Below are 14294 nucleotides of genomic sequence, written 5' to 3'. Positions count from 1 at the left end.
TGTGGTTCCTTCACAGGCGGCAGGCGTGGATGGCCGTGGTGAGGATGGCGCGGGCACCCAGCTCGTACAGATCGTCCATGATTCGCTGCGCCTCCCTGGCCGGGACCATCGCGCGGACGGCGACCCAGCCCTCGTTGTGCAGGGGGGAGATGGTCGGCGACTCCAGGCCGGGCGTCAGGGCGACGGCGCGCTCCAGGTGCTCGGCGCGGCAGTCGTAGTCCATCATCACGTATGTGCGGGCGACCAGGACGCCCTGGAGGCGGCGCAGGAACTGCTGGACCTTCGGTTCGCCGGCGTCCGCGCCGTTGCGGCGGATGACGACCGCCTCGGACTTCATGATCGGCTCGCCGATGACTTCGAGGCCGGCGTTGCGCATCGAGGTGCCGGTCTCCACCACGTCCGCGATGAGCTGTGCGACGCCCAGCTCGATGGCGGTCTCGACGGCGCCGTCGAGGTGGACGACGGAGGCGTCCACACCCTTGTCGGCGAGGTACTTGACGACGATGCCTTCGTAGGAGGTGGCGATCGTCAGCCCGCCGAAGTCGGCGACGGACGTGGCCGTGCCGGGCTTCGCCGCGAAGCGGAAGGTGGAGCGGGCGAAGCCGAGCGGCAGGATCTCCTCGGCGCCCGCGCCGGAGTCGAGCAGCAGGTCACGTCCGGTGATGCCGATGTCGAGACGACCGGAACTCACGTAGATCGCGATGTCGCGCGGGCGGAGGTAGAAGAACTCGACCTCGTTCTCGGGGTCGACCAGGACGAGTTCCTTGGACTCCTTGCGCTGCTGGTAGCCGGCCTCATGGAGCATCGCCGACGCCGCCCCGGAGAGTGAACCCTTGTTGGGGACGGCGATACGCAGCATGGGAGTGGCTTCCTTACCTATGCGTGACAGCGGCGAACGGTGGGCGTCGGGATCCGGACGCGGCTGTGCGCCCGGGGCCGTGGAGTCGTACGTCGATGGGGGTGGTGCTCAGAGATGGGCGTAGACGTCGTCGAGCGAGATCCCGCGCGCGACCATCATCACCTGGACGTGGTACAGCAGCTGCGAGATCTCCTCGGCGGTGGCTTCGGGCCCCTCGTACTCGGCCGCCATCCACACCTCGGCGGCCTCTTCGACGACCTTCTTACCGATGGCATGCACCCCCTTGTCCACCAGTTCGGCGGTACGGGAGGTGCTGGGGTCGCCCGTGGCGGCCTTCTGCTGAAGCTCGGCGAAGAGCTCCTCGAACGTCTTCTTCGGCATGGTGAGGACTAGCCTACGCGGTCCGCTGGAGCCGTCAGCGCCAGGGTTCGGCGACCGTACGCAGGGTGGCTGCCGTGGCGACGGCGGCGGTGACGGCCTCGTGCCCCTTGTCCTCGCGGGAGCCTTCGAGTCCCGCCCTGTCCAGCGCCTGTTCCTCGGTGTCGCAGGTCAGCACGCCGAACCCGATCGGTACGCCGGTGTCGATCGAGACCTTCGTGAGGCCCTGGGTGACTCCCTGGCACACGTAGTCGAAGTGCGGGGTCCCGCCGCGGATGACGACGCCGAGCGCGACGACGGCGTCGTAGCCACGGTCGGCGAGGACCTTGGCGACGACGGGCAGTTCGAAGCTGCCGGGGACCCTGAGCAGGGTCGGCTCGTCGATGCCCAGTTCACGCAGGGCGCGCAGGGCGCCGTCAACGAGTCCGTCCATGACCTTCTCGTGCCACAGGGCCGCGATGACCGCCACCCGCAGGTCGCCGCAGTTGCGGACGGACAGTTCGGGTGCACCCTTGCCGCTCATGTCTCTCCTGTTGTTCCGGTGTCTCGATGTGGGCTGGTGGTACTACTGATTGCCGCAGGCCGACGCGGCCGCCGGGTCGAGCCAGGGCAGTTCGTGCCCCATCCGGTCCCGCTTGGTGCGCAGGTACCGCAGGTTGTGCTCCCCCGCCTGGACGGGCATGGGCTCGCGGGCGATCACGTCGAGACCGTGCCGCTCCAACGCCTCGACCTTGTCGGGGTTGTTGGTCATCAGCCGCAGGCTGCGGACCCCGAGGTCTTCGAGGATCCGCGCCCCGGCGGCGTAGTCGCGCGCGTCGGCGGGCAGGCCGAGTTCCAGGTTGGCGTCGAGGGTGTCGCGCCCGCGCTCCTGGAGCTCGTACGCGCGCAGCTTGGACAGCAGGCCGATACCGCGTCCCTCGTGGCCGCGCAGATAGACGACGACACCCCGGCCGGCTTCCCTGACGCTCCGCATCGACGCCTGGAGCTGCGGGCCGCAGTCGCAGCGCTGCGAGGAGAAGATGTCGCCGGTCAGGCACTCGGAGTGGACCCGGACGAGTACGTCGGCGCCGTCGCCGATGTCGCCGTGGACGAGGGCGACATGCTCGACGCCGTCGACGGTGGACCGGTAGCCGTACGCGGTGAACTCGCCGAACGCCGTGGGCAGGTGGACCTCGGCCTCGCGTCGGACGGTGGGCTCCGCCGTACGCCGGTACGCGATCAGGTCCTCGATGGAGATGATCGTCAGGCCGTGCTTGCGCGCGAACGGGATCAGCTCCGGCAGCCGGAGCATCACCCCGTCCTCGCCCGCGATCTCGACGATCGCCCCGGCCGGACGCAGCCCCGCGAGGCGCGCCAGGTCGACCGCCGCCTCGGTGTGGCCGTCGCGTGCGAGCACCCCGCCCGGCTTGGCGCGCAGCGGGAAGACATGGCCGGGGCGCACGAAGTCGCCGGGCTCGGCCGCGGCGCCCGCGGCGAGCAGGCGCAGTGTGGTGGCGCGGTCGGCGGCCGAGATGCCGGTGGTGACGCCGTGGGCCGGTCCCGCGTCGACGGAGACGGTGAAGGCGGTCCGCATCGACTCGGTGTTGTGGTCGACCATCTGCGGCAGTTCGAGCCGGTCCAGCTCCGTGCCCTCCATGGGGGCGCAGATCAGTCCGCGGCACTCGCTCATCATGAAGGCGACGATCTCGGGCGTCGCCTTCTCGGCGGCGATCACCAGGTCGCCCTCGTTCTCGCGGTCCTCGTCGTCGACGACCACGACGGGACGGCCCGCCGCGATGTCCATGATCGCCCGCTCCACGGGGTCGAGGGCGAAGTCCTCGATGTTGTCGGTGGAGTACCAGGTGGGCTGTGCTGTCATGCTGCTGCTCCTTCCAGAGCCGGGGCGGCCGCGCGGGTGCGCTGCCACCAGTCGCGCAGTCCCCACAGGACGAGGCCGAGGTAGACGACGTACACGAAGCCGGAGAAGGCGAGTCCGCTGCTGAAGGCGAGCGGTACGCCGACGAGGTCGACCAGGAGCCAGGCGAACCAGAACTCGACCAGGCCGCGCGCCTGGGCGACCATCGCGGCGAGGGTGCCGACGAAGATGTACGCGTCGGGCCAGGGGTTCCAGGACAGGTCGGGTACGGCGGTGAAGAGGCCGCCGACGGCGAGGGTGCCGACGGCCGTGCCGCCGAGGAGCAGCCAGCGCTCGGGCCAGGTGGCGAACCGGACGGCGATGGTGCCGTCCTGCGCCTGCTGCCGGCCGCGCTGCCACATCCGCCAGCCCCACAACGCCACGCCGATGACGAGGAGTTGCTTGCCGACGCCGCCGCTGAGGTGTGCCGAGGCGTAGGCGGCGACGAGGATGAGGCCGGACAGGAACTGCGCGGGCCAGGTCAGGATCGAGCGCCGCCAGCCGAGCGCGAGGGCGATCAGGCCGATGGAGTTGCCGATCATGTCGGACCAGATGATGTGCTGGCCGAAGGCGGTGAACGCCTCGGCGTTCAGCCAGTCCACGGCCGGCCAGGACGACGGGGCGCTCATCGGACCGGCTCCTCGGTGGCCGGGGCGGGGAAGGCCAGCAGCCGCTCCACGTACTTGGCGATGACGTCGACCTCCAGGTTGACCGGGTCGCCGGGCTCCTTGATGCCGAGGGTGGTCAGCGCGAGGGTGGTGGGGATGAGGCTGATGGTGAAGTAGTCGGCTCCCGCGTCGACCACCGTGAGGCTGACGCCGTCGACGGTGATGGAGCCCTTCTCGACCACGTAGCGGGTGAGGTCGGCGGGGAGCGAGACCTTGACGATCTCCCAGTGCTCGGACGTCTCGCGGTCCACGACCGTGCCGGTGCCGTCGACATGGCCCTGGACGATGTGTCCGCCGAGCCGGCCGCCGACGGCCATGGGCCGCTCCAGGTTGACCCGGGAACCGGGTACGAGCGCGCCGAGGCTGGAGCGGCCCAGCGTCTCGGCCATGACGTCGGCGGTGAACTCGCCATCGGCGAGGTCGACGACGGTGAGGCAGACACCGTTGACGGCGATCGAGTCACCGTGCTTGGCGCCTTCGGTGACGGCGGGGCCGCGCAGACGGAAGCGGGAGGAGTCGCCGAGGTTCTCGACGGCGGTGACCTCACCCAGTTCTTCGACGATTCCGGTGAACACTCAACGCTCCTTGGGAGTTGACACGGCCGCGGTGCTCGCGGCTGCGGCACGTTCGGGTGCGGCACGTTCGGGTGTGGCGGTGACGCGCAGATCGGGGCCGACGCGTACGGTCTCGGTCATCCGCAGGCGCAACGCCTGTGTGAGCGTGGTGATTCCGGCGTCGCCCAGAGCGGCGGGGCCGGCGCCCAGCAGGACGGGCGCGAGATAGCCGACGACCTTGTCGACGGCCCCGGCCGTGACGAAGGCCCCGGCCAGCGTGGGGCCGCCTTCGAGGAGTACGGAGCGGACGCCGCGCGCGTGCAGGTCGGCGAGGAGCGCGGGGACGGACAGCCCCCGCTCGGCACGGGGCAGCCGTACGACGTCCACCGGTTCCTCGCGGGGCCCCGCGGCCTTGAGGTGCGTCGTGTCCGCGTCTTCGGCGACGGCGATCAGCGTGGGCGCGGCGCCGTCCAGGACGCGCGCTCCCGGCCGTACGGCGGTGGCCTCGGTGTCGACGACGACCCGCAGGGGCTGGACGGCGCCGTCGGCGCCCCGGACCGCGAGGTGCGGGTCGTCGGCGCGCGCGGTGCCCGAGCCGACGACGACGGCGTCGGCCTCGGCGCGGAGCCGGTGGACGTCGGCGCGGGACTCGGCGGAGGTGATCCAGCGGCTGGTGGAGTCGGCCGCCGCGATCCGGCCGTCGAGCGTGGCGGCGTACTTCCACAGGACGTAGGGGCGGCCGAGCCGTACGGAGGTGAGCCAGGCGGCGTTGCCGGCCTCGGCCTCCTCCGCGAGCAGGCCCCGCTCGACGCGGACGCCGGCCGTCCGCAAGGTGTCGGCGCCGCCGGTGGCCCGCGGATTCGGGTCGGCGACCGCGTACACGACACGGGCGATCCCGGCCTCGACGAGCGCCCGGGCGCAGGGGCCGGTGCGGCCGGTGTGGTCGCACGGTTCGAGGGTGACGTAGGCGGTGCCGCCGCGGGCCCGGTCGCCGGCCGCGCGCAGGGCGTGGATCTCGGCGTGCGGGCCGCCGGCCCGCTGGTGGAATCCCTCACCGGCCCGCTGTCCCGCGGCGTCGAGGATCACGCATCCGACAACCGGATTGGGGCTGGTGGCGCCGAGCGCGCGGGCGGCGAGCGTGATGGCTCGACGCATGGCGTCCGTGTCGGCCGTGGTGGTGGCCACCGGGTCCTCCTGCCTCTGGGGCACGGACTCCGGGGCCTGTCGATGAGGACAGAGAAACGGGTGACGCACACGGCAACGCCGAAGCCAGGAACGCGAATCGTCCGAGGACGATCCGCCGACGACGGCATACCGATGACGGCCCGCCGCGCACTGCCTCCCATCCGGACTTTCACCGTCGGTCCAGGAGTTTCACCTGGTCAACCGGCCGCTGGAAGCGGTCGGGTCGCGGACTGTAACCGCCGGTTCGGAATTACACCGACCCCGGAGTGCGCTGCTGCTGGTACGGAACCAGTGTGCCACGCCTGATCGTCGGCCATCCGGGCCCGATGTGTGCGCTGGATCACAGACGGTGGTCGCGTGGCGACCCGGCGGGCGGTCGGCGGTGGGGTTCGGGACCGGGTCCGGACGTGGTTCGGGCGCCCGGTGGGCGTGGGTTCGCACCCTGTCGTCCCGTGGTGCGTCACACGCTGGCAGGCTTGGGCCATGGCAACAATCCTCGTGACCGGTGGTACGGGAACACTCGGCAGACAGGTCGTGGACCGGCTGCGCACGGACGAGCACAACGTCCGGGCGCTGAGCCGCAGTTCAGAGCCGTACGCCGTCGATCTGCGCGACGACGACAGCAGGGGTCTCGACGAGGCGTTAAAGGGGGTGGACGTGGTCGTCCACTGCGCGTCCTCGCCGCGCGGCGGGGACGACAGGGCGGCGGCGCATCTGGTGGAGTCGGCGGTACGCGCGGAGATTCCGCATCTCGTCTACGTCTCGATCGTCGGGGTCGACCGCCTGCCGCTCGGCTACCACCGGACGAAGAGGATCGTCGAGCGGATAGTCGAGGATTCGGGGCTCGGCTGGACGATTCTGCGCACGACCCAGTTCCACGACCACGTGCTGCGGATGCTGGAGGGCGCGACGAAACTGCCGGTCGCGGCCCTGCTGCCCGCGGAGGTGAGCCTTCAGCCGGTCGGCTCGGCGGAGGTCGCGTCCCGGCTGGCGGACCTGGCCACGCGTCCGCCGTCGGGCCGGGTTGCCGACCTCGGCGGTCCCGAGGTCCGGACGGTGCGGGATCTGGCCGACGCCTATCTGCGGGCGACCGGGCACAAGCGGCGGCTGCTGACGATGCCGCTGTTCGGGAAGGCGTACGCGGGCTATCGCCGGGGCGATCAGCTGACGCCCGAACGGGCCGTGGGCAAGGAGACGTTCGAGGACTTCCTGGCCACGCGGAAGGTGTGAGGGCGGGCGGGGCGAAGCGCGGGCGGAGTTCATGAACATGTGACACAACTCTCCGCCGACGCCTCGTCGGCCGGTGTCGAACCGGCGTCGGACCGGGCCCAGGACCGGCGTCGGACCGGCCCCGGTGGCGTGAGACCCGTGTCGGACCGGCTTCGGACCGATCTCAGACCGGTGGCGGGAAGAGGTCGTTCTGGGCCGCGTCCCGCGCCGTCAGCAGCGCTCCCCGCAGCACCGCCGCACCGCCCAGCGGGCTCGCCACGACCTCCGTACGCAGGGGGGACATCTCCGCCAGACGCGCCTCGACACGGGAGGCCAGTGCCGTACCGCCCGCGTGACCGACCTCGCCACCCAGGACCACCCGCCCCGGGTCGAGTACGGCGCTGATGGCCGCGGCGCCGACCGCGAGGCGCCCGGCGAGGGCGTCGAGGAAGGCGTCGCCCGCCGCGCCCGCCGTGAGGGCGGCGCGGACGACGGCCGCGGCGGGCGGCTCCTGGGGTCCGGCTTCGGCGAACAGACCGTGGCGCTCGGCGAGTTCGCAGATGGCCGCCGAGCCGGCGAGCGTGTGGAACCCGCCGTCGCAGGCGGTCGCCGAGGGCAGCCCCGAGGTCCCGGGCACCGGGAGGAAGCCGATCTCGCCGGCGCCGCCCGAGGCGCCCCGCCGGACCTTGCCGTCCAGGACGAGCGCGGCACCCACGCCGAGGCCCAGCCACAGCAGGACGAAGGTGCTGGGGGCCTGGTCGCGGGCGGCGCCGACGCGCTGTTCGGCGACGGCGGCGAGATTGGTCTCGTTCTCGACGAGGACGGTGGCGGGCAGGCGCTCCTGGAGCGCGGCGACAAGTCTTCGGTGCCAGGCGGGCACTCCGCTGGTCTCGCGGAGTTCGCCGGTCACCGGGTCGATCAGGCCGGGCGCGCCGATGCCGACGCTGTGCAGGCGTACGGCGCCGGCCTCGTGGGCCGTGCGCTCCAGCAGGGCCGCCGCGCCCTCGACTGCCGGTTCGACGCCGGTGTCACTGCCGATGGGCAGCACCGCCTCGGCGAGTGTCGCCCCGAGGAGGTCGCTGACGACGACGGCGACGCTCCGCGTCCGTACGTCGAGTGCCGCGAGGTGCGCCCGGTCGGCGACCAGCCCGTACAGCCGCGCGTTGGGCCCGCGGCGCGCGTCCCCCGTCTCGCCGACGATCCTGACCAGGCCGGAGTTCTGGAGCCGATCCACGAGGTCGGCGACGGTGGGCCGGGAGAGCCCGGTGAGTGTCTTGAGCTGTCCCGCCGTCAACGGGCCTTCTTCCTGGAGCAGTTCCAGGGCGAGGCGGTCGTTGATGGCCCGTGCCGTGCTCGGGGATGCGGCCATGCCTGGATCCTTCCAGATGTCCGGGATCTCTCGCGGACAGTGCCATCTATTTATCATGCAGGGTTCCTGATAGTTTACTGCCGCACTGTTGGACTGGCGTCACCGCGCCGCACGGGGAGGACGAGACGCAATGCCGACTGGACCACCGGTCTTCGACAAGCAACGACTGCGCCGGGCACGGTTCGCCGTGGCCGCCGTCTTCTGTGTGCACGGCTCCGTCGCCGGCAGTTTCGCCACCCGGATCCCCTGGATCCAGGACCACGCGTCGCTGAGCGCGGGGCAGTTGGGCCTCGCGCTCGCCTTCCCCGCCATCGGCGCCTCGGTCGCGATGCCGCTGGCCGGCGCGATCAGCCACCGCTTCGGCGCGCGTACGGCGCTGCGCGGGCTGCTCGCCCTGTGGACGCTCTCCCTCACGCTGCCCGCGCTCGCCCCCAATCTGGGGACGCTCTGTCTGGCGCTCTTCGTGTACGGCGCCACCTCGGGCATGGCGGACGTGGCGATGAACGCCCTCGGCGTGGAGATCGAGAACCGGCTCGACAAGTCGATCATGTCCAGCCTGCACGGCATGTGGAGCACGGGCGCGCTGATCGGCTCGGCAGGCGGCACGCTCGCCGCCCATATGGACAGCGACGCACGGGTGCACCATCTGATCGCGGCCACCGTGCTCACGATCGCGGGCCTGATCGCCTGCCGGTGGGTGCTCGACCTGCGCAGCGCGCCGGACGACGAGCCGCCGCCGCGCTTCGCCCTCCCGCCGAGGTCCGCGCTGCTCATCGGCGCGGTCGGCTTCTGCGCGGTCTTCGCCGAGGGCGCGAGTCTCGACTGGTCGGCGGTGTATCTGGAGGACGTACTGGACACATCGCCCGGTCTCGCCGCCGCGTCCACGACAGCCTTCGCGCTGACCATGGCGATAGCGCGGCTCCTCGGCGACCGGATCGTCGACCGCTTCGGCGCGGTGCGGTGCGTCAGGGTGGGCGGCTTCTGCGCCACCCTCGGCGGCGCATCGGTGGTCTTCGCGCCGAATCCGGTGGTCGCGATGAGCGGGTTCGCCCTAGTCGGGCTGGGTGTGGCGGTGGTCGTACCGCTGGCCTTCGCCGCCGCCGGGCGCAGCGGGCCCAACCCGAGCCAGGCCATCGCGGGCGTCGCGACCATCACGTACACGTCCGGGCTGATCGCCCCCTCGGCGATCGGCGCGGTGGCCGACGCGACGTCACTGGTGGTCTCCTTCGGCCTGGTGACCGTACTGGCCTTCGGTCTGGTGCTGGGGGCGAGTGTGCTGAAGACCGGGGACCGGCGTACGGCTCCGGCGGCGGGGGCGCCGGAGCCCGCGCCGTCCATACAGAACGACTGACGTCCGCCGGGTGCTGCGGCGCTTTCGCCGGACGGGCCGCGGGCGCGACCCACGACCCACGACCCGTCCGGCGGACGGATCCGCTCAGGGCGCGATCGAGTCGAGCTGTTCCGCGGCCGGCCGCAGCGCCCAGAGGTCGCCCAGGGGCGGCTCCTCCAGCCGGGGCACGGCGGCCTTCGCCTTCTTGTTTCCGGCGTCGGCCGCCGCGTGGACGATGTCGCTCGCCGCGTACCGGTCGAAGTCCAGCTCCGGATGCGGCCACGGGGCGCTGCCGGTCGCGGCCGGCAGCAGATACTCGACGGCCTTGAACAGGCTCTGGCCGACCGGTCCCTGGTGGTCCCAGAGGTTCACACCGACGTGTTCGCCTATGCCGGCGAGCCGGGTGTGGGCGACCAGCGAGAACGTCGAGTAGTGATAACTACGGGTGCGGGCCAGTTCCTGCGGCTGGGTGCCGTCGCCCCCGATCTGGGTGTCGATGCGCTTCGCCCGCGCGTCCTTGACGATCTTGCGGGCGAGCGTCTTGTCGCCGGTGGCGAGGGCGAGACCGGCTACCTGCATGTCCATGAAGGTGCCGTGGTTGTTCTGGGCCGCCGACTCCTCCTTGCCGAAGGGGGAGTTGACGAGCCAGTCGAGGAAGTCCTTGTTCCAGGCCCGCATGGCGGTGCGATCGGCCTTGGTCCAGCCCGGAGCGCCGGTCTCCAGGACCGCGAGCGCGTCGAGCACGCTGGTGTACTGCTGTGAGAAGTCGATGATCCCGATCGCGCGGCCTTCATACTTGCACGGGATGAACTGCCCGTGGTTCAGATTCGGGTTCATGCGCGTCGCCGGGTCGAGGAACCAGGTGCGCAGAATGGTGGCCGCGTGCTCGGCGTACTTCTTGTCGCCCGTGTAGTACCAGGCGAGGCTGAGGCTGGTGGTGGAGTTGAAGACCTTCCCGATGTCGGGGCGGTCGGTGCCCGTGTCGACCTCGGGATTGCGCTCGCCGTCGCGCTGGACGTACGGGCAACCCCTGGGGTTCTCCTCGGTCCTGGGCTGCGACGGCCACCAGTACGGTGCCTGGCTGAGGTAGTCGTGCCGGTCGCCGCTGGGGGCCGGCTCGGGTTTGTCGGTGACGGTCCAGGGGCCCTGGTTCAGCCACTTGTCGGCGGCGGCGGTGAGTTGGCGCACCGTCGTGCGCAGTGCGGGGTCGCCCCGGTCGAGTCGGGCCTTGGCCTCGCGCATGCGCTGCCCGTCGATGACGACCGTGGCGGGGGCCTTGCCGGCGTCGCCGTGCCGGGCTTCGCCGGCGGACGAGGACGTCGCGGGCACGACGACCGCGGCCAGCGCCGCCGAGACGGCGAGCAGGGCGCCGAGGCGCCGTCGGGTTCTGCTCCTCATCGAGCACTCCCATCATGTACGTGAATGATGTTCATGAACAAGACCGTGCGAGCTGTGAGCGTAGAGGTACCCGACTCCAACGGACAATGCCCTGGACGCGATTCAGGTAGCAGAACCTCCAAGGGGAGGCGATCCAGGGCCGGCCGACAGCAGGCCCTACCATGACCTGATCTTTTCGGCCCGGTATTCGTTCGGCCCTGTATTCGGAAGTGGAGCCACCCTCATGAAGCTCGGTGTGCGCTGGACCCTGCACGGCGACGGGCGCACGCCGGCGCCCGGCGCCGTCGTACGCCCCGATGAACGGCTCTCCTGGCCCCGTACGGCCGGACTCGGCGCCCAGCACGTGGTGGCGATGTTCGGCGCGTCGTTCGTCGCGCCCGTCCTGATGGGGCTCGACCCCAACCTCGCGATCATGATGTCCGGCGTCGCGACGATCATCTTCCTGCTGGCCACGCGGGGCCAGGTGCCGAGCTATCTCGGCTGCTCGCTCTCCTTCGTGGGGGTCGCCGCCACCATCCGGGCGTCCGGCGGCGACAGTGCCACCGTGACCGGCGCGGTCTTCGTCGTCGCCGTCACGCTCTTCCTCTCGGGGCTGGCGGTGCGGCGCTTCGGAGCCCGGATCATCCACGCCGCGATGCCGCCGGTCGTGACGGGCGCGGTCGTGATGCTCATCGGGTTCAATCTGGCGCCGGTCTCCGCCAAGACGTACTGGCCGCAGGATCAGTGGACCGCGCTGCTGGTGATGGTGTTCACCGCGCTGGCCGTGGTCTGTCTGCGCGGCTTCTGGTCGCGTATCGCGATCTTCCTCGGTCTGCTCTTCGGGTACGGCGTCTCCTGGCTCTTCGACCGGGTCTTCGGCAAGATCCACTCCCCCGCGGGCGGCGCCGAGGCAGTGGACCACTGGCGTCTTGACCTGTCCCTGGTGGGGAAGGCCGACTGGATAGGTCTGCCCGACTTCCACGCACCGAGCTTCGAGTGGTCGGCGATCCTGGTCGCGCTGCCGGTCGTGATCGCGCTGATCGCGGAGAACGCCGGGCATGTGAAGGCCGTTGGCGAGATGACCGGCGATTCGCTCGACGGAAAGCTGGGCACGGCGATCGCCGCGGACGGCGCCGCCTCGATGCTCTCCACCGCCGTCGGCGGACCGCCCAACACCACGTACTCCGAGAACATCGGCGTGATGGCCGCGACCCGGGTGTACTCGACCGCGGCGTACTGGGCCGCCGCCGGATTCGCCCTCCTCTTCGGGCTCTGCCCGAAGTTCGGCGCCGTCGTGGCCGCGATCCCCGGCGGGGTGCTGGGCGGGATCACCGTCATCCTCTACGGCATGATCGGTCTCCTCGGCGCGCAGATCTGGATCAACGCCGGGGTGGATCTGCGCAATCCGCTGAACCTGGTACCGGCGGCGGCGGGCATCATCATCGGTGTCGGCGGCGTCAGCCTGAAGTTCACCGACAGCTTCGAGCTCAGCGGGATCGCGCTCGGCACGCTCGTGGTCATCATCGGCTACCACGTGCTGCGCGCCTTCGCCCCGCCGCATCTGAAGGGCGACGGGCCGCTGCTCGACTCCGGCACGTCCACCTACGACGACGGTGACAAGGAGCGCTGACCGGGCCGGGCCACGGCGTGTGCCGCACCCCGACCGCACCCCGACCACGCGCCCGGACGGCCACCGCTCAGTCCTCCGGCAGCTCCACCGGCGCGATGTCGTCGTACACGTCCCCCGGCCCCGGATTCGTCGCGTCCGTGGCGCCGCCGAAGTGGGTCAGCACGCCCCACACGGCGTTCAGCGCGGTCTGTACGGCGCCCTCCGCCCACCCCGCCGTCCACGAGATGTCGTCACCGGCCAGGAAGATCCCGCGCTTGTCCGCGGGCAGCCGGTCCTGCATGAAGTGGGTGAACAGGCGGCGCTGGTAGCGGTAGTGGCCGGGCAGGTTCGCCTTGAACGCGCCCATGAAGTACGGCTCGTTCTCCCACGAGACCGTCACCGGGCTGCCGATGATGTGCCGGCGGATGTCCACCTTCGGATAGATCTCGCCGAGCGACTTCAGCATGACCTCCATCCGCTCGTTCGCCGACAGCGGCAGCCACTTCAGGCTGTCGTCGCACCAGGTGTAGGAGAGGCAGATGACGGCCGGCTTGTCGGGGCCGTTGTCCAGGAGGTAGGTGCCGCGCGTCATCCGGTCGGTGAGGGTCATCGACATCGTGTCGCGGCCGGTCGGCTCGCCCCGGTCGTCAAGGGCCTCGTCCCGCCAGAACGGCCGGTCCACCGGCACGAACAGCTTGGACGACTCCATGTAGTGGGTGCGCTCCATCGCCGTCCAGTGGTCGATCGGGAAGAGCGAGTCGGCGCAGTCGATCTTCGACAGCAGCAGCCAGGACTGCGCGGTGAAGACGGCGGCGCGGTAGGTGCGGATGTCCCCCGAGGCGTCGGTGACGGTGATCCGGTCGCCCGCCGTGCGGTGCAGCCGGGTCACGGCGCCGCGCGGCTCGCCGCCGTGCAGGGAGGAGAGCGAGGTGCCGAGCGGCCAGTGCGTGATCTTGGCGGGCTCGCGGTCCCAGAGGCGCAGCGGCAGTTGCTGGCTGCCGCCGACGATGCCGCGGTGGTGGTCGTCGGCCTCGGAGTAGACGACGCGCAGGATCTCCAGGATGGAGTTGGGGAAGTCGGTGTCCCAGCCGCCGGTCCCGAAGCCGACCTGGCCGAAGATCTCCCGGTGCCGGAAGGACTTGAAGGCGTCGGAGTCGCAGAGGAAGCCGTAGAAGGTCTGGTTGTCGAGCTTCTCCACCAGCCGCGCCCAGATCTCCCGGATGCGTGGCACGTCGCGCTCGCGCATGGCGCGGTTCATGTCGGAGAAGTCGGCGCCCTCCTCCAGGCAGGTGTTCCAGGCGGCCATGACGTCGCGGTAGACCTGCGGCAGGTCGTCGATCGTCTCGGCGTAGTGCGACTCGCCCTTGAGGTCCACGACGGTCGAAGGGGTGCCGGGGGAAAGCGGGTTGGGGAACGGCTCGGTGACCAGGCCCACCAGGTCGATGTAGTGCTGGAGCGCGGTGGACGACGGCGGGAAGCGCATCGCGCCCATCTCGGCGGTCAGTTCGGGGTCGCAGCCGTCGAAGCCGACGGTGCGCAGCCGGCCCCCGATCCGGTCGGCCTCGTACACGACCGGCCGCAGGCCCATCTTCATCAGTTCGTACGCGGCGACGATGCCGGAGAGACCCCCGCCGATGACCGCGACCTCGGCGCCGTGCTCGGTGGCCGGGATCTGGCCGATACCGGCGGGGTGGGCGAGGTAGTCGTCGTAGGCGTACGGGAAGTCCGGACCGAACATGGTGATCGGCGGCAGGCCGGCCGGCGGCTGTGCCTCGGGGTGCTGGACGGAGGTGGGCACCGTGGACGTCATGGGGTACGGACTCCTTGCGGGGAAAGGCCTGTCTCTTATACACATCTCCGAG

Annotated in this window: 13 protein-coding genes and 1 riboswitch; of the genes, 3 read left to right on the top strand and 10 right to left on the bottom strand. The window is 71.1% G+C overall.

From position 1 onward, the window contains the following. Window positions 1-10: 10 nt before the first annotated feature. From hisG to ribD, 7 genes are all read right to left on the bottom strand, one after another. A complete protein-coding gene (gene hisG, locus P3L51_RS21995) occupies window positions 11-859 on the bottom strand; it encodes an ATP phosphoribosyltransferase (protein ID WP_354606993.1) in 849 nt (282 codons plus the stop codon). Between the two features lie 108 nt (window positions 860-967). Continuing rightward, window positions 968-1240, bottom strand: coding sequence for a phosphoribosyl-ATP diphosphatase (locus tag P3L51_RS21990; protein ID WP_023543014.1), 273 nt, complete (start codon window positions 1238-1240; stop codon window positions 968-970). 34 nt (window positions 1241-1274) lie between these two features. Next, window positions 1275-1760, bottom strand: coding sequence for a 6,7-dimethyl-8-ribityllumazine synthase (gene ribH / locus P3L51_RS21985; protein ID WP_354606992.1), 486 nt, complete (start codon window positions 1758-1760; stop codon window positions 1275-1277). Between the two features lie 42 nt (window positions 1761-1802). After that, window positions 1803-3095 carry a bifunctional 3,4-dihydroxy-2-butanone-4-phosphate synthase/GTP cyclohydrolase II gene (locus tag P3L51_RS21980; protein ID WP_354606991.1) on the bottom strand — a complete coding sequence of 431 codons (1293 nt, stop codon included), beginning with the start codon at window positions 3093-3095 and terminating at the stop codon, window positions 1803-1805. Continuing rightward, on the bottom strand, window positions 3092-3760 hold the full coding sequence (locus tag P3L51_RS21975) for a nicotinamide mononucleotide transporter family protein (protein WP_354606990.1): 669 nt from the start codon (window positions 3758-3760) through the stop codon (window positions 3092-3094). The genes P3L51_RS21980 and P3L51_RS21975 overlap by 4 nt, the downstream gene beginning before the upstream one ends. Then, on the bottom strand, window positions 3757-4374 hold the full coding sequence (locus tag P3L51_RS21970; RefSeq protein ID WP_354606989.1) for a riboflavin synthase: 618 nt from the start codon (window positions 4372-4374) through the stop codon (window positions 3757-3759). The genes P3L51_RS21975 and P3L51_RS21970 overlap by 4 nt, the downstream gene beginning before the upstream one ends. Further along, window positions 4375-5508 (bottom strand): bifunctional diaminohydroxyphosphoribosylaminopyrimidine deaminase/5-amino-6-(5-phosphoribosylamino)uracil reductase RibD, encoded by a 1134-nt coding sequence (gene ribD / locus P3L51_RS21965; protein WP_354607004.1) that lies wholly within the window; start codon window positions 5506-5508, stop codon window positions 4375-4377. A 173-nt stretch (window positions 5509-5681) separates the two neighbouring features. Continuing rightward, a riboswitch (FMN riboswitch) is annotated at window positions 5682-5812 on the bottom strand. Window positions 5813-6021: 209 nt separating this feature from the next. Between ribD and P3L51_RS21960 the strand changes: the two genes are divergently transcribed. Then, a complete protein-coding gene (locus P3L51_RS21960) occupies window positions 6022-6768 on the top strand; it encodes an SDR family oxidoreductase (RefSeq protein ID WP_354606988.1) in 747 nt (248 codons plus the stop codon). Window positions 6769-6931: 163 nt separating this feature from the next. Here the strand turns inward: P3L51_RS21960 and P3L51_RS21955 are convergent, their stop codons facing one another. Next, on the bottom strand, window positions 6932-8116 hold the full coding sequence (locus P3L51_RS21955; RefSeq protein WP_354606987.1) for an ROK family transcriptional regulator: 1185 nt from the start codon (window positions 8114-8116) through the stop codon (window positions 6932-6934). Window positions 8117-8246: 130 nt separating this feature from the next. Between P3L51_RS21955 and P3L51_RS21950 the strand changes: the two genes are divergently transcribed. After that, window positions 8247-9467: an MFS transporter gene (locus tag P3L51_RS21950; RefSeq protein WP_354606986.1), complete on the top strand. Its 1221-nt coding sequence runs from the start codon at window positions 8247-8249 to the stop codon at window positions 9465-9467. 84 nt (window positions 9468-9551) lie between these two features. On the opposite strand, the gene P3L51_RS21945 is transcribed toward P3L51_RS21950, so the two are convergent. Continuing rightward, complete coding sequence (locus P3L51_RS21945; RefSeq protein ID WP_354606985.1) at window positions 9552-10844, bottom strand: alginate lyase family protein; 1293 nt, start codon at window positions 10842-10844, stop codon at window positions 9552-9554. A gap of 223 nt (window positions 10845-11067) precedes the next feature. Between P3L51_RS21945 and P3L51_RS21940 the strand changes: the two genes are divergently transcribed. Next, on the top strand, window positions 11068-12453 hold the full coding sequence (locus P3L51_RS21940; RefSeq protein ID WP_354606984.1) for a uracil-xanthine permease family protein: 1386 nt from the start codon (window positions 11068-11070) through the stop codon (window positions 12451-12453). A gap of 67 nt (window positions 12454-12520) precedes the next feature. Here P3L51_RS21940 and P3L51_RS21935 read toward each other — a convergent pair whose 3' ends face one another. Beyond that, window positions 12521-14242, bottom strand: a complete 1722-nt coding sequence (locus P3L51_RS21935; protein ID WP_354606983.1) for a flavin monoamine oxidase family protein — start codon at window positions 14240-14242, stop codon at window positions 12521-12523. Between the last annotated feature and the right edge of the window lie 52 nt (window positions 14243-14294).

It is taken from the genome of Streptomyces panacea, from assembly GCF_040560175.1.
In the GTDB taxonomy this organism is placed as follows: Bacteria; Actinomycetota; Actinomycetes; order Streptomycetales; family Streptomycetaceae; genus Streptomyces; species Streptomyces panacea.
Note: the sequence above shows the minus strand (reverse complement) of the source record. Positions and strands in the feature narration are given on the sequence as shown.

Coding starts and splice junctions, on each gene's coding strand:
- hisG (WP_354606993.1), bottom strand. CDS start 859: ATGCTGCGTATCGCCGTCCCCAACAAGGGTTCACTCTCCGGGGCGGCG.
- P3L51_RS21990 (WP_023543014.1), bottom strand. CDS start 1,240: ATGCCGAAGAAGACGTTCGAGGAGCTCTTCGCCGAGCTTCAGCAGAAG.
- ribH (WP_354606992.1), bottom strand. CDS start 1,760: ATGAGCGGCAAGGGTGCACCCGAACTGTCCGTCCGCAACTGCGGCGAC.
- P3L51_RS21980 (WP_354606991.1), bottom strand. CDS start 3,095: ATGACAGCACAGCCCACCTGGTACTCCACCGACAACATCGAGGACTTC.
- P3L51_RS21975 (WP_354606990.1), bottom strand. CDS start 3,760: ATGAGCGCCCCGTCGTCCTGGCCGGCCGTGGACTGGCTGAACGCCGAG.
- ribD (WP_354607004.1), bottom strand. CDS start 5,508: ATGCGTCGAGCCATCACGCTCGCCGCCCGCGCGCTCGGCGCCACCAGC.
- P3L51_RS21960 (WP_354606988.1), top strand. CDS start 6,022: ATGGCAACAATCCTCGTGACCGGTGGTACGGGAACACTCGGCAGACAG.
- P3L51_RS21955 (WP_354606987.1), bottom strand. CDS start 8,116: ATGGCCGCATCCCCGAGCACGGCACGGGCCATCAACGACCGCCTCGCC.
- P3L51_RS21950 (WP_354606986.1), top strand. CDS start 8,247: ATGCCGACTGGACCACCGGTCTTCGACAAGCAACGACTGCGCCGGGCA.
- P3L51_RS21945 (WP_354606985.1), bottom strand. CDS start 10,844: ATGAGGAGCAGAACCCGACGGCGCCTCGGCGCCCTGCTCGCCGTCTCG.
- P3L51_RS21940 (WP_354606984.1), top strand. CDS start 11,068: ATGAAGCTCGGTGTGCGCTGGACCCTGCACGGCGACGGGCGCACGCCG.
- P3L51_RS21935 (WP_354606983.1), bottom strand. CDS start 14,242: ATGACGTCCACGGTGCCCACCTCCGTCCAGCACCCCGAGGCACAGCCG.